We start from the raw sequence: 22376 nt of genomic DNA, 5'->3' as shown, positions 1-22376 counted from the left end.
AGGACTGCCCACGGCGACAAGACTATGGACGAAGCCGCCGAAGCGACTTGCGCAGGATCAAGGATGGGTGGCGATGCCGATGACGCAAGCGCGGCATGGCCAGGGGCATGAAGCTGGGCTAGTTTGGCCGAGCTGGATCAGGCCCGCGGCGGAGTGGCTGAAGATCTGTTCATCAGCATTACATTTCGGCTCCGCCACAATTTGATCAGAACAACTTCGATATCCTGTATTGCGTAAGCAGAGGAAGACATCATGAAGCTTAAGATTGGCCTCGTCGTCGCGTCTATGTTCGGTGCCCTTGCGGCATCGCCGGCGGCGTCCGCCATGCCCGTCGCGCCTGCACCTGCCGTCCCGCAGGTCTCCGACGTCGAGCAGGTCCGTATGGTCTGCGACGCCTGGGGGCGCTGTTTCTGGCGTCCGAACTATTATGGGTATTACGGCCCGCGGCCGTATTACGGGCCCCGATATTATGGGTATGGGCCCCGTGCCTACGGACCACGCTATGGATACTACGGCTACCGCCGCTGGTGATCAGAAGGGGCCCTCGGGGGCCCCTTCGCTTTTGCGAGATCACCCGTTCGGTCCGCCTGGAGCCATTCCAAAACTGATCTAGATCAAAGTGGGAAATCCGCCGCGGCGCCATTCTGCGCCGATGGCCGATTTGATCGTTTTTCGATGCCCTCAGACGGGTATGAATGTGCAGACGCATCTGGAAAAGCAACAGAGACCGGAGGGGCGAAGCTTCGAGTCCTACGCCTGTCCGGCCTGCACGCGTCTCCATTTCATCGACCTCGTCACCGGCCAACCGATGAGCCGGGACCGTTGACGGTGACAATGATCAGGCACACTTCGTGGCATGATGTCCGCAATACTACGGCCCGGAATCCGGTTTACTGAGGCGGCCTGTTTCGCCATTGATGGCAATGTACTGACGTTCATTTCATTGTCACATTGCAGCAGCCGGCCAGACGCATGTTCGATGCCCTCGTCCCGTCCTCCGCGCTTCAATTGATCGGCTTTGCCGACGTCGATGCCTTTCGGCCGATCGAGTCGATGGAGGATGCGCGAAGCATTCCACTCGACGTTGTGAACTTCGCGGCCGCCCGCGCCGTCGTCTCCTTGCCGGCATGCCGCATCATCGTGATGAGGTCCTTCGCGCGCATCCTCGACACCGCCTATCGGATGCCGGGCGGCATGGTGATCCTGTCGATGACCGACGACCTTCAGGCCAATTCCAAGGGCATGGACCTCGACGCCCGCTTCTTCGTTGCGCTCCGCGGCAACGACGAGTGCCATTTCGTCGAACCCCAGACCAATCATTACGCGATGATCATCCTTTCGCCCGGCCTGCAAGACCGGGGCTGGTTCGATCACGCCGACGATTTGCGGGCCTATGTCGCAAACCGGCCCGCCCTGCTCCATACGCGTCATCTCGTGCTCGACATCCTGCGAACCGCCTCGATGCAGCCGTTCCTGTTCGAGACCACCGAGGCCGCCGCCCATCTCCAGGAGGGCCTGCTGCTCGCGCTCGACGATCTGTTTCGGATCGGTGCGGGCCCGGACCGGAGCACCTCGGTCCTGAGCGGGCGGTCGACCAGGCTGGTGCAACGGATCGACGATTACGTGGCTGCCTATCCGACCGCTCCGATCTACACGGCCGATCTCGCCGGTGAGTTCGGCGTCTCGGTCCGGACGCTCAGCGGCGCGGTCAGCAAGGTTCGCGGCATGAGCCTGCACCAGTACATTCGGCTGAAGCGACTGTGGGCGACCCGTGCCCGGCTCCTGAAGGGCGGCGGCGCCACCGTTGCCACCTGCGCGCGTGCCCAGGGCTTCCACCACATGGGCGAGTTCGCCGCGGCTTACCGTGCGACCTTCCACGAGGCCCCCTCGGACACGCTGGCGCGCGGGCGGCAGAGCGGTCTGCCTATCCGCTGACCCTGAGGGCCGCAGCGACGGGACCACGATTGCAATCTCAGAGCAGAGTGAGCAGTAGATGCTACTTCGCTACCTCCTTCGCTGATTTAACGAGGTCAATCAACTGAGTGACCGGCGGCGGCGGCGTTCGCCCAAACTCAACCGTCGGAGACAACGCGGTTGAGAGCAACACAAAATCAGAAATTTCGATGTCAGGAGCGAAGAGCCTCAGTGCATCCGCTCGCGCCAGATAGAAGGCTGCAAGACGAATGTTGTACCGATACAGTGAAACTAGGATGCTAACGAAAAAGCCGACGACGGCCAGCAATCCGAAGCGCGTTATGCTCGTCTGCAACAGCGTTAGGAAAAGATCATCACTCTTGTTGGGACTACCCTTTGTCCCCTCAGACTGCTTTACGTCTCCCCGTTTTGCTTTCTCCAGATCCGCTTCAATTTTCTCTAGGTTATATCGTGAGGCAAGACTGTCGAGATCGTCCGCGCGCGCTGCTAGACGACCAACTTCAAGAATAAGAGCCGAGTCTTCCGCAGAGGCGAAGATCTTTCCCGCTAGTTTTGATCTGAAATCTGGCAACTGCTCTGGATCGACAAAAATGTAGTAGCTTTCCCAAGCCCCGCACCCGCGAATTTCGACGGCGCGTCTCGACCCACGACGGCCCTCTCTTTGGCCATCATCCAAACGCCTCTCGATTAGCTCAACTAACCTGTCGCCAGTCGGCAGATTGCTTGAGTAGCGATCTCGACTACTAACACTAAATTCGTACATACTATCGCGAGAGACAACCCAAGGCTGCAAAGCGAAACGTAGAGCTGCATTACAATTCTTTACTGCTCCTTCCTCGATCTGCTTCACTCGCATTTGAGTTTTTTGCTTTTCTTGTTGTTCAGCTGCAATCTTTTCATCCAGCGTGAGAGCGCCGATATCACCAACTGTAAGGTTTTTGGCGTAGACGACGGCTAAGGCGCCCGCAACAAGCAGCGCCAATACTCCCGCAAGAAATATCCATGCCTCCTGCTTTAGTCGTCGGCTCCGTTTCTCGAATTTTTCAATCACTTCTTGAGTGATCGTCCGAGGAGCTTGGGCCGCCAACAGCACCTCTCGGTCTGATCGATGCGCCATCCGAGTAGCTGCGGTAGCCGCCAGAATCGATGCCGCAAATACCGTTGCGGCCGTGGCAACAATATCTCTGCCGTTCGCATTCGAGATCGGGAGGAATATGCTGGCTAAGGCCCAAAACGCGCTTGCTGACAATGCTCCAAGAGCGAGTTCACTTGTCTTCACGTCCCTTCCCCCCAACCGGACTCAACCGGAACGGGCACGCAAAGGCAATGCCCCTCACGGCAAATATTCGGAACGAGCGCGGGTTATTGAGGTCTCGGGTATGGACAACATCGACGCGGTTCCGCGCCCGATAAATCAGGCATCCTCGGATGCGCACCGGAAGATCGGATCGTCAATGGGACTAAGCCGTTGATTTTACTGGCGCGCTCGGAAGGATTCGAACCTCCGACCCTCGGAATCGAAATCCGATGCTCTATCCAGCTGAGCTACGAGCGCCCTGGCCCGGGGTTGGGCCGTTAGCCGCGAAGCGCCGGACCGTGGCTGGCGAGCCAGCGCACCGGACGGCGTTCGGACGGGTTCGAATTAGCAGAGAGGCTGGCCAATAAAAAGCCCTTCCCGCCTCCACGGAGGCGGGTCACAGCCGGCTTGTCACCAGGTCGTGTTGAAGAGGCCGAAATGCGGCTGCTGTGCCACCATCATCGGCCGGCCATACTGCGGCCCGCCATATTGTGGCCCGCCATAATACTGCGGCGCCGGATGCGCTCTGGCGACCTTACGCTTGGGCTGAGCCTGGGCCAGCGGCTTCTTGGCGGCGTCGGCCTTCGAACCGGGCGTAAACTGGGCAAAGGTCTCGCGCACCCGCGCCTTGGCCGACATCTCCGCGAGGGCCGCTGCCGACACGGTATCCGGCGGCTGCGGCGCCGCGACAGCGGCGGTCTTCACCGCAGGCGGGGCAATCGTCGGCTGGCTGGTGTCGAGCACGACACGCTCGGGCAGATGGCGATCGGACCGGATCCGGATCGACGGCTGGTCATTGCTTGCGGTCGCGACGGCTGGCGTCACGGGCGAGGCCGGCACGACGAAGTTCACCGCAAACAGCAGTGTGAGCAACGCTCCGCCGACATACATGAAATACCGAAAGATGGGCATTGGCCGCACTCCGCCCCCCGCAATCCCCGCGTGGGCTCTCCGCCTTAACAGGCGATACTCTGATTGGTTCCTGGCCCTGCCCTTCGGTTCAAATGGCGACGCCAAGTTTTTCGGCCAAGGCCAGAACAAGGCCGGAAACGGTAACTTTTCCGCTACCGCAGAACGCCGCCCTCTACGCCCGCCGTGCCGCGACCAGCGAGCACTTCGCCTGATCGGCATTAACGTTGACGTACCCGACCGGAATACGGGCGAAGGTTTTGCGGCTCTTCATGCTGACGGTGTCGGTCAGCACGCGGCTGCGGACGGTGAGAGGCGTGCCGTCGCGACGCACGAAGGCGCAGACGATCTCGACATCTCTTACGGCATAGTCGTTGTCGTTTCGCAGCGTGAACGTCACCAGCGCCTTCGAGCCGAGGCCGCCACGACGCCAGGTCTGTGATGAAATCCTGAGATGATCGAGCTCGGCTGAAGCCGGAGCTTCGGCCGTCGGCGGGACCGCCGCTGCAGCATCGCCCGGAGTAGCCGGTTCGACGGCGGCCAAGTCTGACTTGAGGTCTGACTTGAGGTCCGACTTGACCGGCTCGGTGGTGTTGCCTTTGGAGAGCGGCAGCAGCATCCAGATGCCGCATCCGACGATGATGGCCGCCAGCAGCCACAGCAAGCCTCGGCCAAACGAGACGCTCGCGGCCGTCACGGCTCGCGCCAATCGTTCGCCGGCCCCGGCAAAGCGTTCCAACCTGATCCGGTCAAGCCTGGTGCCCATGGATGCATCACCGATAGCGGCCGAACTGCGTTTGCACGACGAACAGACCACCTGCTTACCTTAACCCGGGACAGGAACTAAGGTTCCCGCGCTTCAGGCGAGTCGGCACGGTGGCGACCACCGGCTGGTGCCGCTAACATGCGCCGCAACATCGCAAGACCCCGTTGGGAGACTATGAAATGCCAATCGCCGTCACTTGGGATCACGTCCATCTGCGCAGCCCCGATCCGGAGGCCACAGCGGCCTGGCTGCGGGACATCCTCGGCGGCGAGATCGTGCGCGCGCCGGGACGGATCGACGTGAACCTCGGCGGCGCAAGGATCTTCATCGCCCCGCTCGAGGGCGACAATGCCGTCAATCCGCCGCCCCCGCACCCGCATCAGGGTCTCGACCATTTCGGTCTGACCGTGAAGGACATCGACACTGTGGCCGCCGAGATCAAGGCCAAGGGTGTCACCTTCACGCGCGAGCCGACGACGATCCGGCCCGGCGTGCGCATCTGCTTCATCCGCGGCCCTGAAGGCATCTCCATCGAGCTTCTCGAGCGCGACAAGAAGTACACCTGACATCGCGCGAGCCGCGTCAAGCAACAGCGAGACCATGCGGGGTGCCGCCTGGCGCGCTTATGTCATGCTGCCGGGCATGAAGCAGCGGATGGTGACGCCCATGTAGCCGTAGATCGGCCACACCATGGTGCGCCCCACCCGGTTCGGCTCCGAGATCACGGCCTCCTCGGGCACATCGACCCAGACAAGTTCCTGCTGCTGGCCGTCAAGCACGTAGCCAAGGCGTGGGACGCGCACACGATAGTGCCCGTCCTTGCTCTCCCAGTCGGTGTCCGAGAGCGCCGAGCCGTCGGCATCGGAGCAGCATGGCCCCTTGCCGCTTCGCAGGCTGTCGAACCAGGCCTTCAAGTCGGCATTGGTGTTGACGAACTGGCCCCGGTCACGGGCGTGCCCAAAGGGGGCCGCGAGCCCAATCAAGGTTACGGTGCATGCCAGCCTCGTCACGCTTCGCCAGCGTGTCTCGCTGCCAATCCACCGTCGTTCGCTTTTGCAATTCGTGGGACGCGCACTGTACAGACGCGGCTCATCGCCGCCGGAATCGATCCAGTTGCTCACGTTCGTCTTGCTCCAGCACCCCGCGGCCAGTGCAACAATGGGTTATGCATTTCGCGGGCCAACTTGATTCGCAACGACTGGCCTCGCCCCGTGATGAGACCGTCATATCGGCGTCACAGACAAGCCGGGACGAATACGGCCCGCGCGACAGAGGTACTTGCCGGCCGGCAAACTGCCGCGTTGCGCGAGGGGATGTGCTTTGGCATAAAAGCTGGACCGGTTACGCCATTGGGCGATGGCGGCCGGCCCACGGGACGTTATGAAGAACGGCCTCTATTCGATCCACGTCACGCTGCTCGACGGTCGAGTCGGCAAAGGCAGCGGTGTGATCCTTTTTCGCGACGGCAAGATTCTTGGCGGCGATGCCTATCTCTATTACACCGGCAGCTATGTGGTGAAGGACGAGCACACCTTCAAAGGCGAGGTGCTGGTGCAGCGGCACACGTCACCTCGGGGCGATGACAATCCGCTGTTCGGCGGCCCTGCGCCGGTCGGCATTGGCGTCAGCGGGACCTACACGGACACCCGCGCGGAGATGACGGGGACGGCGCTGGTCGGCAAGGCCAGCCTGATTTTCGGCGCAACCCTGCACAAGCTCGCCGAGGCCGACTAAGGCGCGAGCGCTATTCGGCGGCCTGCTCCAGCGGCGCCGTGCGCGGCAAGATCATCTGGATGCGCGTACCACCGCCCGGCTCGGAATCGAGATCGAGCCGTCCGCCGAGCCGGTTGGTGACGATGCTGTAGACGATATGCAGCCCGAGACCGGTGCCGCCCTGGTCGCGTCTTGTGGTAAAGAACGGATCAAATGCGCGGCGGCGCACGTCGAGCGACATGCCGCAGCCATTGTCGGAAAAGATGATCTCGACATTGTCCTTGCCGGATTCGCGCACCTGGATGTCGATGATCCCCGGGCGCCCGTCGGGAAAGGCGTGCGCCACCGAATTGAGAAACAGGTTGGTCAGCACCTGCCCATACGGGCCGGGATAGCTGTTCATGGTCAGGCTGGGCTGGCAATCGACGTTGAGGGTCAGGTTGTGCTTGCGCAGGCCCGGCCGCAAGCTCATCACCACCTGCTCGGTGAGATCGCCGAGGTCGAAGGTGCGCTGGTCGGAATAGTTGCGATCGGCCGCGACCTGCTTGAACGACTGGATCAGCTCGGCGGCGCGGTTGAGATTGGAGACGAGCTGCGAGGATGCGTCGCGGCTGGTGTTGAGGAAGTCGTTGAGCGTGGAGCGGCGAAGCTCGCCGCGCTCGACTTCGGACGAGAACATCGCGGTCTTGCGCTCCAGCGCGGAGGCGACCGTGAGACTGATGCCGACGGGATTGTTGACCTCGTGCGCGACGCCGGCGACCAGCCGTCCGAGCGCAGCGAGCTTCTCCGCTTCGATCAACGAGGCCTGGGTCTCGCGCAGATTGCGCAGCGCGGTCTCCGCCGATTCCTTGGCCTTGCGCATCTCCTGCTCGCCGCGCTTGCGCTCGCCGATGTCGAGCGCCACTGTGACGATCCGCTCGATCTCGCCATCGGCATCGAGCAGCGGCAGCTTGTTGACCAGCCATTGCCGCATGTTGCCGGCAGCGTCCTTGTACTCCTCCTCGTAGAAACCGAGTCCCTTGCGCAGCTTGAGCACGCGCTTGTCGTTCTCGTCGGTCTTGGCCGCACCGTAACGCGACATCAGGTCGGCCGTGGTCCGGCCGAGCGCATCGCCCGGCTCGATACCGAAGATGCCGGCCATGTAGCGGTTCATCAGCACGTAGCGCAGGTCGCGGTCCTTGACGTTGATGACCGCGGGCACGGTGTCGATGACCTGCTGGAGCAGGCGGCGGCCTTCGGCGATGGCGTCTTCCGCCCGCTTCTGGTCGGTGATGTCGCGTAGCGTGCCTTCGTAACGGACGATGTTGCCCTGCTCGTCCCGCACGCCGGTGGCGCTGTCGGAGAGCCAGAGGATGTCGCCGCTGCGCTGGCGCACCTGGTACTCGAACTCGCGCACCATGCCGTCGCGTGCCATCAGCCGCTGATATTCGTCGCGCGCCTCGGGATGGACGTAGATGGTGTGGGCGATGTCGTTGATGCTGTCGATGAGGTGCTGCGGGCTGTCATAGCCCATCATCCGCGCCAGCGCCGGATTGGCGTTGAGGAGATCGCCGGCCGGCGTCGTGACGTAGATGCCGTCGACCGACCCCTCGAACAGTTTTCGATAGCTCTCTTCGGCCAGGCGCTGCTCGGTGAGCGCGCGCACCGCCGCCTCGCGCGCGGTGTCGGCCTCGTCCAGCGCGCGGCGGAACACTTCGGCCGCACGCGCGATGTCGCCGATCTCGTTGTCGAGATCGGCGGACGGGATCGAAGTGTCCTTCTGGCCGGCCGCGAGGGCGCGAATCGATCGCGCGATCTGCGCCAGCGGGCGCACCGTGCGCCGCACCACGAAGCCCGCCGCGAGAATGCCGATCAGCACGCCGATGGAGCCGAGCACGATGCTCTGCCAGCGCGCCTCCGTCAGCGTGCGGGCAAAATCGCGCGACAGCACGTGGCCGCGCCTTGCGCTGACCTCGCGCAGCAACTCGGTGACGCGACCGATCAGCCGGCCCTCGGTTCCCAGCACCTCGCGATCGATGTCGGCGATCTGCCGCTCGCGGACCGCGACCGCCATGATCGCCTCGGCATAGTCGTTCACCGCCGCCTTGAGCTTGGGATCGGTGATATCCATCGCACGCATGCCCTGCGCGGCCTGCTCGGCCGCCGACGGGTTGCGCGCCAGCAATCCAAGCGCGATCCGGCTCTGCGCCTCGGACAGGCGGGAGGCGAGCTCGCGGTCGGCGGCGCCGGAGACCGCTGCGTCGAACTGCTCGCGCAGCGGCGGCAGGCCGGCGAGCAGCTGGGCGCGGCGGTCGATCAGCGTCGAGATTCGCTCGAGGCCATTGCGATAGGTCGCAAGCCGCTCGGTCACCCCGTCGATCATGTCCTGCTGCTCGGGCGCGAGCTCGATGCGGGTCTTCTTTAGAATGTCGCTGAGTGTCGAGGCCGCCTCGCCCACCTGCTTGAACTGGATGCCGGCGCCGGGATCGGTGACGAAGTCGCGCGCGGCGAGCCGCAGCTCGTTCATGCGGCGGTCGATGTCCTCGGCGAGGTCGCCGACGCTCTGCAGCCGCTGCAACTCGGCGAAGGTCGTGTCGATGTGCCGGATCGCAATCACGCTCGCGGTCGAGGTGACGATGATCACCGCCAGCACCAGGATGAAGCTTCCGAACGTCAGTTGGCCGATGGACAGCGAAAATATTCGCTTTTTCTCAGGGGGCGGCGTCAAGTCGGCGGACATAGGTTGCGTTGAGGACCGGGCTATTGAAAGCCCAATATACGACGTATTGCGGGCCCGGGGGAACATGCCTGCCGCCGCGGAATATCGTTAATATCGTTGTTCTCGGCCCGCCCTCCGCACCGGATTATGACGTTTTGACGCTTGCCCGCCATCCGGCCGGGATCGTCATGGCGGCGACGCCGAGAACGACGCAGGCAAGGCCGATCCAGGCGGTCCGGCTCAAGGTTTCGCCGAGCAAGGCGACGCTGATGGCGACCCCGATGGGGACGCGCAAATAGGCCTGCGCGGTGGTGCCGACCGAGCCCAGGGTCTGGATCAGGCGGAAGTAGATCGCAAACGCCGCGGCGGTCGAGAAGGTCGCCAGCGCGAGCAGCGCCAGCATGGAGCTAAGTGCCGGCGACAGCGTCCAGGGCTGCTCGACGAGCAGCGAAGCCGGGATCAGGACCGCCGCCCCCGCCAGCAGCGAGCCGGCCGCGGGCGCCATGGGATCGAGGCCCTTGAAGCTGCGGCCGAAGATCGCGGCGCAGGCGTAGCAGATGGTGGCGGCGACGATCGCGGCCTCCGCGATGAGGCCACTGCCGATATCCTGGAAGGCATCAACGCCGACGATCAGCAGGATGCCGGCCATGCCCGCGACCACACCGAACAGCTTTCGCGGTGTCGTCGCCTCGTGGCGGGTGACGATCGCGGTGAGCAGGAAGGTGAAGATCGGGCCGGCCGAGTTGAGGATGGTGGCGAGCGCGGCATCGACATGGCGCTCGCCCCAGGCGATCAGCGTCCAGGGGATGACGCTGTTGAGCACGGCCTGGAATGCGAAGCGCTGCCAGGTCGCGGAATCCATGGGCATCCTGATGCCGCGTGCCCGCATGACGATGAGCAGCAAGAGGCCGGCGATCGCGGTGCGCGCCGCGATCAGCGTGATCGGCGGGATGGTGGCGACGCCGAGCTTGATGAAGGTGTAGGAGCCGCCCCAGAGCGTTGCGAGCGCGACCAGCAGCGCCAGCTCGACGGCGATGTTGGTGTCCTGCCGGTTGTCCATTGTGCGTCCGTCCATTCCGCGGTGGACGGAACCTAGCGCGTCTGCGCTCGCCGATACTTCGGCGCAAATCGAAGTGTATCAGCCGACCGCGCCGACCTCGAACACCTCGCCGTCATAGCCGGCCTCGCGGGGAATGCGGAGCTGGCGGCCGGTTTCGGTCCTGGTCATGATCGGCATAACGGTGACGATCGACATGCCCTTGGCATGGTCGAGCGCGGACTTCACCGTCGGCTGCTTGGCGAGGCGGATCAGATTGCGCGTGGTCGGGAACGGCAGCTTGAAACGGCCGCTCTCGCCGCCCTCCACGGCCTCGCGCGCGGAGACCCAGATCGAGTCGGTCGATTCCCTTCCGTCGTGAGCACCGAGCTGGTCGGGCGGCGCTGCTGCGAGGAAGAACCAGGTGTCGAAACGCTTCGGCATGCCCTCCGGCGTGATCCAGTGCGCGTAAGGTACCAGCGTGTCGAGCGCGAGCTGGAGGCCGTTGTCGGCGAGGATGCCGAGGAAGCTGATCTTGTGCTCGTTGAGCGCGACGCGGTGCTTGTCCGCGATCTCGCCTGCGCGTTTGGCATCGATCGGCGTGCCCGAGTCCTTCGAGCGCGCCAATAAAATGCCGCTCTCCTCAAAAGTCTCGCGGATCGCGGCGATACGAAAACCGCGGTCCGCTTCGCTCAAGCCCTCGCCGCCTGAATACAGGTCGGCGCGGGCGACGATCTCGTTGTCGCCGGCATCGACGCTGCCACCGGGAAACACCAGCGCGCCCGAGTTGAACTCGATCTGATGATGGCGGACCATCATGAAGACCTCGACTTCCCTCGCGCCATCGCGCAGCAGGAGGATGGTCGACGCCGGGCGTGACGCTGATGTCTCGGCCATTCGATTAACCTGCGGCGCTGGATTGCGGGCCGAGATTGGCACGCTTATCGAAGCGGGCGACGCGCGACAGCAGATAGTCGACCTCGGCCTTCGCCGTCGCCGTCATCGTCGCGCCGGGCTTGCGCTGCGCGCTGGAGGCGATGATGCCGCGCTTCTGCAGCACATATTTGCGCACGGTGAGGCCGACGCCGGGCTGCTGCTCGTAGCGGATCAGCGGCAGATGCGCGTCGAACAAATCATGCGCGGCATCGCGCTTGCCGGCCTTGGAAAGGTTCACGACGTCGATCAGCAGCTCCGGGAAGGCATAGCCGGTCATGGCGCCGTCGGCGCCGCGCTCCATCTCGAAGTCCAGGAACGTGCCGCCATTGCCGCACAGGATCGAGAGCGGGCGGAGCGAGCCGTCCTTCTGGAAGCCGCGCAGCGTCGAGATCTTCTCGAGGCCCGGCCAGTCCTCGTGCTTGAGCATCACACAGTTCGGATTGTCCATGACGATCTTGCGGATCACGGCGGGGGTGAATACCACCTGCAGGGTCAGCGGATAGTCCTGGAGCACCCAGGGCACGTCGGGCCCGATGGCTTCCGCCGCCTGCTTGAAATAGCCGACGATCTGGTCGTCGGTGCGAAGCGAGGGCGGCGGCGCGATCATCACGCCGGCCGCGCCGGCGTCCATCGAGGCCTTCGCCAGCGAACGCATGGTGGCAAAGCCCGGCGCGGAGACGCCGACGATCACCTGCATCTTCTTGGCGCGCTTGACGTAGCGCACCGCCACCTGCTCGGCCTCGGCGGCATCGAGCTTGGGGGCCTCGCCGAGGATGCCCAGCACCGTGACGCCGTCGCAGCCGACCTCCTCGTAGAAGTCGGTCAGGCGGTCGATCGAGCGCTCGTCGATCCGGCCGTCATCGTGGAATGGTGTCGGCGCGATTGCGAAGGTGCCCTTAGCGTCGGCGGTGAGTTTCATCTAGTCCTCGTCTCTCTCTATCTGTCATTCCGGGGCGCGACGCAGTCGCGAGCCCGGAATCCATAACCACGATCCGGAGTATGGATCCCGGGCTCACGCTTCGCGTGCCCCGGGATGACGGCCTTCTAAAACCTCCGCGCGCCCATCTTGATCTGCTCCTCGGAGAAGAAGACCTCCTTGGCATGATCGACGATGTCCTGGGCGTTCCAGCCCGAGTGCGGCGGCTTCCAGCCTTCCATCTCCATCATCCGCATTTCGCGCACGCCGCGGGGCCCGGACACGCCCAGCACCTTGCCGGTCTGGTCGCCCGACAAGTCGCTGACCATGTATAGCACGGCCGGCGCGATGCCGTCCGGCCCCAGCGCCGCCCCGGGGTTCTCCTTATAGCGGGGCAGGTCTGCGGTCATGCGGGTCAGGGCACCCGGGGCGAGCGTCCAGATCCGGATGTTGTACTTCCGCCCCTCGATCGCCAGCACGTTGGACAGGCCCCAGATGCCGCCCTTGGCAGCTCCATAGTTGGTCTGGCCGAAATTGCCGATCAGGCCCGAGGTCGAGGAGGTGTTGACGATGACGCCCCCGCCGTTTTCCCGCATCCAGCGAAACACCGGCATGGTGCAACAAAAGGTACCCTTCAGGTGGACCTTGATGACCTTGTCCCAGTCGGCCTCGGAGGCCTTGGCGAAGGTCTGGTCGCGCAAAATGCCGGCGTTGTTGACCAGGATGTCGGCCCGGCCGAAATGCCTGATGGCGTCGTCGAACACCGACTGGCCGCCCTCCATGGTGGAGATGTCGGCGCCGTTGGCGACCGCCTTGCCGCCTGCCGCCTTGATCGCATCCACCACCTGCTGCGCCATCGAGGTGTCGGCGCCGGAGCCGTCGCGGGGCCCGCCGAGATCGTTGACGACGACCGAGGCCCCTTCCCGCGCGAACAGCTTGGCATAGGCCTCACCGAGCCCCCCGCCCGCGCCGGTGATCAGCGCAACCTTGCCGTCGAGTAGTCCCATGGCGGCTTCTCCCTGTTTGTTTTTGTTCTCGTGTCCCGGACGCGATGCAGCGTGAAACGCTGCGTCGCAGAGCCGGGACCCAGCTCTTTGTTACGGCACTCTCTGGGCCCCGGCTCTGCAGCGCACCGCTTAAGGAGCGCCGCGCTGCGTCCGGGGCAAGAGACCGCCTAACCCAGCACCGTCTTGCCGTTCTTGATCACCGTGACCCCGCGCGACTTCACCTTGGCTTCGAACGAGATCGTGTTGCCGTCCTTCCAGAGGTCCATGGTCACGGTCTCACCGGGATAGACCGGGGAAGAGAACCGCGCGACGTGCTGGCGGAAGGCGCTCACGTCATAGTCGGCATAGGTCTGCAGCACGCCGCGGCAGGTGATGCCGTACGTGCACATGCCGTGCAGGATCGGGCGCGGGAAGCCGGCCTTCTTCGCAAACTCGGGATCGCTGTGCAGCGGGTTGCGGTCGCCGCAGAGGCGATAGACCAGCGCCTGGTCGGGACGCGTGACGATGTCGATGGTCTTGTCGGCGCTGCGCGAGGGGATCTTGTGCGGATCGGGCTGGGTCAGGTTCGGCCCGCCGAAGCCGCCGTCGCCGCGGGCGAAACGCGAGGCAACGAGCGTTGCCAGCTTCTCGCCCTTCTCGTTCTTGAGCACGGTCTGGTGGCTGATCACGACGCCCTTGTCCTTGCCCTTGTCGTAGACCTCGAGCACGGAGGAGTCGGCGGTGATGTTGGCGGCCACCGGCAGCGGCTGATGGAAGGTGATGTCGCGCTCGCCGTCCACCACCATGACGCGGTTGAGATTCATCTCGCCCGGCCCCGCGCCCCACGCGGCAACGGATGCAAAGGTCGGCACCACCTTCAGCGGCCGCGGCGTGAACGTGCCCTCGTTGACGAAGGCGAGCTCGTTCTCGTCCATCGGGTCGGCGCCGAGGCCGATGCCGTAGGCGTAGAGCATCACCTCGCGATCGCTGTAGGCATATTTCTGCCCGAGGTTTTTCAGGCCTTTGAGCTCTTCGTATCTGGCGGACATGTTGTTTGTGTTCCTCCCGGTGGTTCTCATCCTCATGGTGAGGAGGCGCTCTTGCGCCGTCTCGAACCATGAGGATGCCCGAAACGCTTCTTTGTTGTGGCTATCCTTCGAGACGCTTGCTTCGCAAGCTCCTCAGGATGAGGACCGTCCTAAGCCGGCGTGAAGAACGGCAGCGGGGCGCCGTCGGTCGGCTTGAACACCACCTTCACCTTCTGGCCGATCTTGAGCGTCGTAAGATCGCAGTCGACGAAGTTGGTCTGCACCGACGGCCCCTCCTTCAGCGTGACGTAGCCGATGGCGTAAGGGCCGGTCGGCGACTTCCGCATCAGGCTCCAGGTGTAGATCGTGCCCTCGCCTGACGCCTCTTCCCACACCGTCTTGTCGGAGTAGCAGAACGGGCAGATCGAGCGTGGGAAGTAGTGCGCTTCGCCGCAGGCGGTGCAGCGCTTGATCATGAACTTGCCTTGCTTGGCCGCATCCCAGAAAGCTGCGGTTTCCGGATTGGTCACCGGGGCCGGATACTTTTTCACTTCGCTCATCACACGCGCTCCAGAATGGCCGTCGAGGCGGCGTGGCGGACGCCCAAGAGGCCGCCGGTGCCGTGGGCAATGGCGAGATCGCAATTCTTGACCTGCACCTTCGGATGCGCCTCGCCGCGCAGCTGGCGCACGGCCTCGATGATCTTGGTCATGCCGCCGCGGTTGACGGGATGGTTGCTGCAGAGGCCGCCGCCGTCGGTGTTGAACGGCAGCTTGCCGACGCCGGAGATCAGATTGCCGTCGGCAACGAACTTGCCGCCCTCGCCCTTCTTGCAGAAGCCGAGGTCCTCGAGTTGCATCAGCACCGTGATGGTGAAGCTGTCATAGATCGAGGCGTATTTGATGTCCTTCGGCGTGATGCCGGCTTCCTCGAACGCACGCGGACCGGACCAGACGCCGGCGGAATATGTGAGGTCGAGATCCTTGCCGCCGCGCGGGCCCTTCATCGCCTCGCCATGGCCGATCAGCTTGACCAGCGGCTTCTTCAGGCTCTTCGCAATCTCGGGCGTGGTCACGATCAGCGCGCCGCCGCCGTCGGAGACGACGCAGCAATCCATGCGATGCAGGGGATCGGAGATCATCGGCGAGTTCAGCACGTCCTCGACGGTGACGACGTCCTTCAGCATCGCGTGCGGATTGTACTGCGCGTGATGGGAGGCCGCGACCTTGATCCAGGCGAGCTGTTCGCTGGTCGTGCCATAGTCGTGCATATGGCGCATGGCACACATGCCGTAGGCATTGTGCGTCGTCGCGCCGTAAGCGGACTCGAAATCGAGCTCGGCGCCGGCCGCGCGCGGCGGCATTGCGCCAGTGCGCGGCTTGCCGGCAAGCGTGATCAGCGCGATCGAGCACTTGCCCGTCGCGATCGCCTCGGCGGCGTGGCCGAGGTGGATGATATAGGAACAGCCGCCGGTCTCGGTGGAATCGACGTGGCGGAGTTTTTTGGTGTTGAGGCCGAGATAGTCGACCATCGGCCAGGCGCCGCCGGGCGCATCGCCCGCGCAGAAATAGCCGTCGACATCGTCCTTGCTGATCCCGGCGTCCTCGATCGCGCCCTTGGCGACCTCGGCGTGGAGCTGGGCGGTGGATTTGTCCGGCGCATGCCGGGTCGGGTGTTCGTAGATCCCGGCAATGTAGGCCTTGCCCTTGATGGTCAAACTCAGGTCTCCGCTCGCGTTTCTTCTTGGCTCTTTTTTCTGAACCGCACCGGCCTGATTGGCAAGCGCGGAAATATTCCGTCGGGTGGGCAGCGGGTTGGCGCAACTCCCCCGCTCCGTCATCCTGAGGCGCGAGCGGCGCGATGCAAAGCATCGCGCCGGGAGCCTCGAAGGATGCACGGCCGAGATGCTTCGGCGCACTCCTCGCGGCGACAGCCGGGCTGTCGCCCTTCGAGGCTCGCCGAAGAGGCGAGCGCCTCAGGGTGACGGTTATGCATTGCTCGCTCCCTCAACGCCGTCGTTGCGAGCGCCGCGAAACAATCCAGGAGTCTTTCCGCGGATGCATTTCTGGATTGCTTCGCTGCGCTCGCAATGACGGATGCGACAGGCGAAATCCTAAAGGTGTTTTGCGGATTTCTTTTTTGCCGAAAACAACCCCATGCACAGTAGGATGATGGTTGAATTCAAACGGAAAATCGTGCGGTCGATTGTAGCCCGGATGAGCGCAGCGACATCCGGGATTCCGTGAAAACCGTCCCGGGTATCGCTTCGCTCACCCGGGCTACAAGTAAATCAATGCCCTACTCTGCTGCGATCTGCCGTGGCGCGGGCGGCGGATTGGCGAGATCAGCTGCGAGCTGCGCGTAGCGGGCTTTGGCGTCCTGAACCGCCTTCTCTTTCACCGGGCCGTAGCCGCGGATGCGGTCGGGCAGCGAGAGCAATTCGACCGCGGTGTCGATCGTGACGGGCGACAACAGGCCGAGCACGGTGGTGACGTCCTTCTCGTAGCCGGCGATCAGGTCGCGCTCGAGCTTGCGGTCGGCACTGCGGCCGAAGATGTCGAGCGCCGTGCCGCGCAGGAATTTGAACTTTGCCAGCACGCGGAAGACCTTCAGCATCCACGGGCCGAAGGCGCGCTTCTTGGGGCGGCCGATCGCATCGACGCCGCTGCTGAGGATCGGCGGCGCGAGGTTGAAGCTGAACTTGAAGTCGCCCTCGAACTGGTCGCGGAGCTGCTGCTCGAAGGCGCCGTCGGTGAACAGGCGCGCGACTTCGTACTCATCCTTGTAGGCCAGCAGCTTGGCGTAATTCACGGCGACCGCGCGCGGCAGCGCATCGCCATAATCGCCCTGCTTGGCGGCATCGCGGACCTGGTCGACCAGCTTGCGATAGCGCTTGGCGAGGCGGGTGTTCTGGTAGGCGGTGAGATGCTTGGCGCGATGCTCGATGACCTCGTCGAGCGTCATGGCATCCAGCGTCTTCGGCGCAACGACCTCCTCCGTCCCCTTCAGCATGTCAGCAAGACGCTTGGGATCGGCGACCGCGAGGCGGCCGAGGCGGAAGGCTTCCTTGTTCATCTTGATCGAGACGCCGTTGACCTCGATGGCCTGCTCGATCGATTCAGCGGATAGCGGGAACAGCCCTTTCTGATAGGCATAGCCCATCATCATCATGTTGGTGGCGATGCTGTCGCCGAGCAGCTGCTCGGCCGGTCTGGTGAAGTCGAAGAACACGGAGTCCTTGTGCAGCGCCGTCTCCAGCACCGCATCGAGCTTGCGGGTCTGGAAGTTGAAGTCGCGATTGAGGATGAAGTCGGCGGTGGGGATGACGTGGCTGTTGATGACGCCGCGGGTGCGGCTGCTGTCGCACAGCGAGATGGTGTCCTTGGCGACCGCGACCACTTCGTCGGCGGCGAGCACGAGATCGGCCGTGCCGGTGACGATGCGCGAGCAGGTCACCTCGGCCGGATGATCGGACAGGCGGACATGGCTGAGCACCGCACCGCCCTTTTGCGCCAGGCCCGACATGTCCAGGATCATCGACGCCTTGCCCTCGATGTGCGCGGCCATGCCGAGCAGCGCACCGATGGTGAGCACGCCGGTGCCGCCGACGCCGCCGACCGCGATGTTATAGGGTTTTTCAAGTGTCGGGCGCGAAGCGGGTTCCGGCAGTTCACCAATGTCAGCAAGCTCGGCTGGGGCGCGATGACGCGGCGCGCCGCCGTCAATGGTGACGAAGGACGGACAGAACCCCTTGAGGCAGGAATAGTCCTTGTTGCAGGACGACTGGTTGATGGCGCGCTTGCGGCCGAACTCGGTCTCCAGCGGCTCGACCGAGATGCAGTTCGACTGTACCGAGCAGTCGCCGCAGCCTTCGCAGACCGCCGGGTTGATCATGACACGGCGCGCCGGATCCTCCATCAGGCCGCGCTTGCGGCGGCGGCGCTTTTCGGCGGCGCAGGTCTGCACGAACACGATCGCCGACGTGCCCTTGTATTCGCGGCACATCTTCATGACGTTCTGCAGCTCGTCGCGGTGATATTTCTTCACGCCCGGCGCGATGGTGTCAGCCGGATAGGCGTCCGGATTTTCCGAGACGAGATAAATCTCGCTGATACCCTCGGCGTGAAGCTGAGCCATGATCTTCTGCGGCGAGAGATCGCCGTCATGGCGCTGGCCGCCGGTCATCGCGACGGCGTCGTTGTAGAGGATCTTGTAGGTGATGTTCGCCTTGGAGGCGATCGACTGGCGGATGGCGAGACTGCCGGAATGGAAATAAGTGCCGTCGCCGAGGTTCGCGAAAATGTGGTTCTCGTTGGTGAAGGGTGCGATGCCGACCCACGGCACGCCCTCGCCGCCCATATGGGTGAAGGTCTCAGTCGAGCGGTCCATCCACAGCGCCATGAAGTGGCAGCCGATGCCGGCGAGCGCGCGACTTCCCTCGGGGACCTTGGTCGAGGTGTTGTGGGGACAGCCGGAGCAGAAATAAGGGGTGCGGGACACCGGTGCGACCGCCTGCATCTGGGTCGCCTGACGGCCGTTGAACCAGTCGGCCTTGACGCGAAGCATCTCCGCGATCTCAGGGTTGAGATTAAGTCGGAGAAGTCGCTCGGTGAGCGAGGTCGCAAGCGAGGCGACGCTGAGCTCGGCGGCGAAGGTCAGGAAGCGCTTGTCGTGCTCGTCCATCTTGCCGACGATGCGCGGGCGGACGTCGTCGCGCCAGTTGAACAGCTCCTGCTTGACCTGGTTCTCGACGATCTCGCGCCGCTCCTCGACGATGAAGATCTCCTCGAGGCCGACCGCGAACTGGCGCACGCCTTCCGGCTCCAGCGGCCAGGGCATCCCGATCTTGTAGAGGCGCAAGCCGATCTTGGCGGCGACCTCCTCGGTAATCCCGAGCTCGCGCAGCGCCTGCCGCACGTCCTCATAGCTCTTGCCGGACGCCATGATGCCGAACCGGGCATTCGGCGAATCCATGGTGATGCGGTTGACCTTGTTGGCGCGCGCAAAGGCGATCGCGGCAAAGCCCTTGTAGTCCTGCAGGCGGCGGTCCTGCTCGAAGCGGTCGTCGGGCCAGCGTAGATTGAGGCCGCCGGGCGGCAGCTCGAAATCGGTGGGAATGATGAAGGGCTTCATCTCGTCGGTGAGATCGATCTCGGCGGTGGTCTCCACCGTCTCCGTGATCACCTTCATGCCGACCCAGCAGCCGGAATAGCGCGACATCGCGATGCCGAGCAGGCCCATCTCGATCATCTCATGGATGCTCGAGGGATAGAGATACGGCATCAGCGCCGAGATGAAGGCATGGTCGGACTGATGCGGGACGGTCGAAGACTTGGCGCCGTGGTCGTCACCGGCGAGGCACAGCACGCCGCCGTTCTTGGCCGAGCCGGCGGCATTGCCGTGGCGGAACACGTCGCCGCAGCGGTCGACGCCGGGACCCTTGCCGTACCAGATGCCGACCACGCCGTCATACTTGGCGCCGGGCGAGAGGTTGAGCTGTTGCGAGCCCCACACGGCAGTCGCGGCGAGGTCCTCGTTCACGCCGGGCTGGAACTTGATGTTGTACTGCTCGAGATGCTTGCGGGCGGCGAACAGCTGCTGGTCGTAGCCGCCGAGCGGCGAGCCGCGATAGCCGGAAATGAAGCCCGCGGTGTTGAGGCCATTGGCGCGGTCGCGCCGGATCTGCGCCATCGGCAGGCGGACCAGGGCCTGGATGCCCGTGGTGAAGACGTGTCCGGTCTGCTGGGTGTATTTCTGATCGAGACTGATCGGACCCTGGTTGATGCCCATTCTTGTCCTCATCCGCCCTTTTGAGCGTTTGGCTGCTTAAGCCGTTGCCTGCCCGTCGTTTTTAGCTAGGGCGCGCCGACCACCTGTACCACTCTATGTCGGATATTTAACGCTCCGCACCACAAATCTGGACCAAAGGGAGCGCCGGGTAAAAATCGCAATTTCGTGGCTGCAAAGGCATCGGGCATTTTCAATTTGTGTCACCATACCCCCGCCATCGCGAAATGAATTGACGCTCCTTTCACGCGGGTGCGGTCGATTGGTCGCAAGAGAGGCTTTCGATGCGGACGATTCTGGCCGGCTTGGCCCTTGCGGGTTTGGCGTTGTGCAGTGCGGTTGCAGGTACGGTTACAAGCGCGGCCCGTGCCGCCGAACCGTCGCCGGAGCTGATCGCCTATGGCAAGGCTCTGGTCCAGGCCGGTGACTGCGCAGGCTGCCACACCGCCGATCCGGCAAAGCCGTTCGCTGGCGGAAAGCGCATCGACACACCCTTCGGCGCGATCTATGCGCCGAACCTGACGCCCGACCGCGACACCGGGATCGGCGCCTGGGCGGATGCCGATTTCACCCGGGCCCTGCGCTACGGCATCGCGCCGGATGGATCGAACTATTATCCGGCCTTCCCCTACCCTTACTTCACGAAGATGACGAAGGACGACACGCTGGCGATCCGCGCCTATCTCGGCACGCTCGCACCCGTGGCGAGCCGCAACAAGCCGCCGGAGCTGCGCTGGCCGTTCGGCTACCGCGGCCTGATGCGGATCTGGAACGCCGTGTATTTCAAGCCCGGCCTGTTCGAGCCGGATCAGAACCAGAGTGCAGCGTGGAACAGAGGCGGCTATCTCGTCACCGGTCTCGGCCATTGCGGCGCCTGCCACACGCCGAAGAACTATTTTGGCGCCGACAAGCAGGCCCAGGCGCTGTCGGGCAACGAGGTCGGCGGCTGGTACGCGCCGAGGCTCGATGGCGCCGCGCGCACCGGGCTGAAATCCTGGAGCGAGGCTGATATCGCGGAGTATCTGCAAAGCGGACGCAACGCGAAGAGTCATGCCGACGGTCCGATGGCCGAGGTGGTCGTCAATTCCACGGCGAAGATGAGCGATGCCGATGTCCGCGCGATCGCGCTGTATCTGAAAAGCCTGGCACCGGCACGGCGCGAGACGATCGTCACGCCGCCCGACGATGCCGAGATGAAGGCCGGCCAGGCTGTCTACGCCAAGCTCTGCATCGCCTGCCACGAGGCCGACGGCTCAGGCGCGCCGCGGATCTATCCGCCGCTGCCGGGCAATGCGCTGCTGCAATCGGTCAATCCATCCTCGACCCTGCGCATCATCCTCGACGGCGCCTATACCGTGACGACGCCGCGCGCGCCGAACACCGGCGAGATGCCGGCCTATGCCAAGACATTGTCCGACGGCGAGATCGCCGCGGTGACGAACTACATCCGCAATTCCTGGGGTAATGCCGGTCCGCTGGTGACGCCGTCGCAGGTGGCGAGGGCAAGGAGGGAGGAGTAGTCCTCCGCTGCCTCCTTCTCGTCATTGCGAGCACAGCGAAGCAATCCAGAGTCCCTCCGAGGAAAGATTCTGGATTGCTTCGCTGCGCTCGCAATGACGGGGTGGATAGAGCTACCTCTCCTCATCCCCCGTGAACACGAATTTCGGCATCTCCCATTTGTAGCGCACCGCGAGCAGGCGGAAGCTGATGCCGAGCACGAAGGTCAGGATGGTCCAGAGCCCCGCGTTGAGCTGCAAACCGAACGCGGTCGCGTAGAACAGCCCCGTCACCACCGAGACACTGGCGTAGAGCTCGGAGCGGAACAGCAGCGGCACGTCGTTACAGAGCACGTCGCGCAGCACGCCGCCGGCGCAACCCGTCACCATGCCGGAGACGATCACGATAGGCAGCGTCGCATCCATCTGCCAGGCGACGTCGCAACCGGTCATGGTGAAGACGACGAGACCGATGGCATCGAGCACGATGAAGGCGACCTTCAGCCGGTGCACGAGGCGCGCGATCAGAATGGTAACGAAGGCCGCGCCGCCGGCGAGCGCGAGATAGATCGGGTTCTGCACCCAGGCCAGCGGATAGTGGCCAAGGAACAGATCGCGCAGCGTGCCGCCGCCGAGCGCGGTAATGCAGCCGAGGAAGCAGACGCCCAGCCAATCCATGCTGCGCCTGCCCGCAGCGAGCGCAGCCGTCATCCCCTGCGCGGCCACCGCGACCAGTGACAAGAAATGCAGCACGCTATCGGTCGGTGGCAGGCTCCACATCGCCCTGTTCCCTCCTCGCGCAATGGAACTCACGCGCGGGGCTCCCGGCGGAACAGGTTCCCGATTCCCGAGGCGAAGGCAACATGCGACGAA

The 22376-nt window shown here is 64.0% G+C and carries 19 protein-coding genes and 1 tRNA gene; 5 read left to right on the top strand and 15 right to left on the bottom strand.

From position 1 onward, the window contains the following. Window positions 1-252: 252 nt before the first annotated feature. Both N2603_RS18670 and N2603_RS18665 read left to right on the top strand, forming a co-directional pair. Complete coding sequence (locus tag N2603_RS18670) at window positions 253-531, top strand: hypothetical protein (RefSeq protein WP_018647313.1); 279 nt, start codon at window positions 253-255, stop codon at window positions 529-531. Window positions 532-972: 441 nt separating this feature from the next. Further along, on the top strand, window positions 973-1935 hold the full coding sequence (locus N2603_RS18665; RefSeq protein WP_260389908.1) for an AraC family transcriptional regulator: 963 nt from the start codon (window positions 973-975) through the stop codon (window positions 1933-1935). 61 nt (window positions 1936-1996) lie between these two features. Here N2603_RS18665 and N2603_RS18660 read toward each other — a convergent pair whose 3' ends face one another. The 4 genes from N2603_RS18660 to N2603_RS18645 all read right to left on the bottom strand — a co-directional run bounded on the left by N2603_RS18660 (window position 1997) and on the right by N2603_RS18645 (window position 4907). Continuing rightward, a complete protein-coding gene (locus N2603_RS18660; RefSeq protein WP_260389907.1) occupies window positions 1997-3214 on the bottom strand; it encodes a hypothetical protein in 1218 nt (405 codons plus the stop codon). A 199-nt stretch (window positions 3215-3413) separates the two neighbouring features. Then, a tRNA-Arg gene (locus N2603_RS18655) sits at window positions 3414-3490 on the bottom strand. A 153-nt stretch (window positions 3491-3643) separates the two neighbouring features. Further along, window positions 3644-4144 carry a hypothetical protein gene (locus N2603_RS18650; protein WP_260389905.1) on the bottom strand — a complete coding sequence of 167 codons (501 nt, stop codon included), beginning with the start codon at window positions 4142-4144 and terminating at the stop codon, window positions 3644-3646. A gap of 172 nt (window positions 4145-4316) precedes the next feature. Next, the gene (locus N2603_RS18645; protein ID WP_260389902.1) at window positions 4317-4907 is read right to left on the bottom strand and encodes a hypothetical protein; all 591 of its coding nucleotides are present in this window, start codon (window positions 4905-4907) and stop codon (window positions 4317-4319) included. Between the two features lie 179 nt (window positions 4908-5086). Between N2603_RS18645 and N2603_RS18640 the strand changes: the two genes are divergently transcribed. Next, window positions 5087-5473: a VOC family protein gene (locus N2603_RS18640; RefSeq protein WP_260389901.1), complete on the top strand. Its 387-nt coding sequence runs from the start codon at window positions 5087-5089 to the stop codon at window positions 5471-5473. A gap of 57 nt (window positions 5474-5530) precedes the next feature. Here N2603_RS18640 and N2603_RS18635 read toward each other — a convergent pair whose 3' ends face one another. Further along, entirely contained in the window at window positions 5531-6028 is a 498-nt protein-coding gene (locus N2603_RS18635; RefSeq protein WP_018647307.1) for a hypothetical protein, read from the bottom strand. Between the two features lie 259 nt (window positions 6029-6287). On the opposite strand from N2603_RS18635, the gene N2603_RS18630 reads away from it, so the two are divergent. Then, window positions 6288-6641, top strand: coding sequence for a GrlR family regulatory protein (locus N2603_RS18630; protein ID WP_260389900.1), 354 nt, complete (start codon window positions 6288-6290; stop codon window positions 6639-6641). A gap of 10 nt (window positions 6642-6651) precedes the next feature. On the opposite strand, the gene N2603_RS18625 is transcribed toward N2603_RS18630, so the two are convergent. The 9 genes from N2603_RS18625 to N2603_RS18585 form a co-directional block, all read right to left on the bottom strand. Continuing rightward, window positions 6652-9339, bottom strand: coding sequence for a PAS domain S-box protein (locus N2603_RS18625; RefSeq protein WP_260389899.1), 2688 nt, complete (start codon window positions 9337-9339; stop codon window positions 6652-6654). A 124-nt stretch (window positions 9340-9463) separates the two neighbouring features. Then, a complete protein-coding gene (locus tag N2603_RS18620; protein ID WP_260389898.1) occupies window positions 9464-10378 on the bottom strand; it encodes a DMT family transporter in 915 nt (304 codons plus the stop codon). A gap of 78 nt (window positions 10379-10456) precedes the next feature. Then, window positions 10457-11251 (bottom strand): NUDIX hydrolase, encoded by a 795-nt coding sequence (locus N2603_RS18615; protein ID WP_260389897.1) that lies wholly within the window; start codon window positions 11249-11251, stop codon window positions 10457-10459. 4 nt (window positions 11252-11255) lie between these two features. Further along, on the bottom strand, window positions 11256-12209 hold the full coding sequence (locus N2603_RS18610; protein ID WP_018647302.1) for a dihydrodipicolinate synthase family protein: 954 nt from the start codon (window positions 12207-12209) through the stop codon (window positions 11256-11258). A gap of 125 nt (window positions 12210-12334) precedes the next feature. After that, a complete protein-coding gene (locus N2603_RS18605; RefSeq protein ID WP_260389896.1) occupies window positions 12335-13213 on the bottom strand; it encodes an SDR family oxidoreductase in 879 nt (292 codons plus the stop codon). 167 nt (window positions 13214-13380) lie between these two features. Beyond that, window positions 13381-14241, bottom strand: a complete 861-nt coding sequence (locus N2603_RS18600; protein ID WP_260389895.1) for a MaoC family dehydratase — start codon at window positions 14239-14241, stop codon at window positions 13381-13383. A gap of 149 nt (window positions 14242-14390) precedes the next feature. Further along, complete coding sequence (locus tag N2603_RS18595) at window positions 14391-14780, bottom strand: Zn-ribbon domain-containing OB-fold protein (RefSeq protein WP_260389893.1); 390 nt, start codon at window positions 14778-14780, stop codon at window positions 14391-14393. Further along, entirely contained in the window at window positions 14780-15937 is a 1158-nt protein-coding gene (locus N2603_RS18590; RefSeq protein WP_260389892.1) for a thiolase domain-containing protein, read from the bottom strand. Before N2603_RS18590 ends, N2603_RS18595 begins: the two co-directional genes overlap by 1 nt. Before the next feature lie 581 nt (window positions 15938-16518). Next, window positions 16519-20010 (bottom strand): indolepyruvate ferredoxin oxidoreductase family protein, encoded by a 3492-nt coding sequence (locus tag N2603_RS18585; RefSeq protein ID WP_260389891.1) that lies wholly within the window; start codon window positions 20008-20010, stop codon window positions 16519-16521. A 281-nt stretch (window positions 20011-20291) separates the two neighbouring features. Here N2603_RS18585 and N2603_RS18580 point away from each other — a divergent pair, with 281 nt between their 5' ends. Further along, window positions 20292-21527 (top strand): cytochrome c, encoded by a 1236-nt coding sequence (locus tag N2603_RS18580; RefSeq protein WP_260389890.1) that lies wholly within the window; start codon window positions 20292-20294, stop codon window positions 21525-21527. A 111-nt stretch (window positions 21528-21638) separates the two neighbouring features. On the opposite strand, the gene N2603_RS18575 is transcribed toward N2603_RS18580, so the two are convergent. Continuing rightward, complete coding sequence (locus N2603_RS18575; protein ID WP_260389889.1) at window positions 21639-22283, bottom strand: trimeric intracellular cation channel family protein; 645 nt, start codon at window positions 22281-22283, stop codon at window positions 21639-21641. Between the last annotated feature and the right edge of the window lie 93 nt (window positions 22284-22376).

Origin of the sequence: Bradyrhizobium huanghuaihaiense, from assembly GCF_025200885.1 — a bacterium.
In the GTDB taxonomy this organism is placed as follows: domain Bacteria; phylum Pseudomonadota; class Alphaproteobacteria; order Rhizobiales; family Xanthobacteraceae; genus Bradyrhizobium; species Bradyrhizobium huanghuaihaiense.
This window is presented reverse-complemented; position numbering and strand designations above follow the sequence as displayed.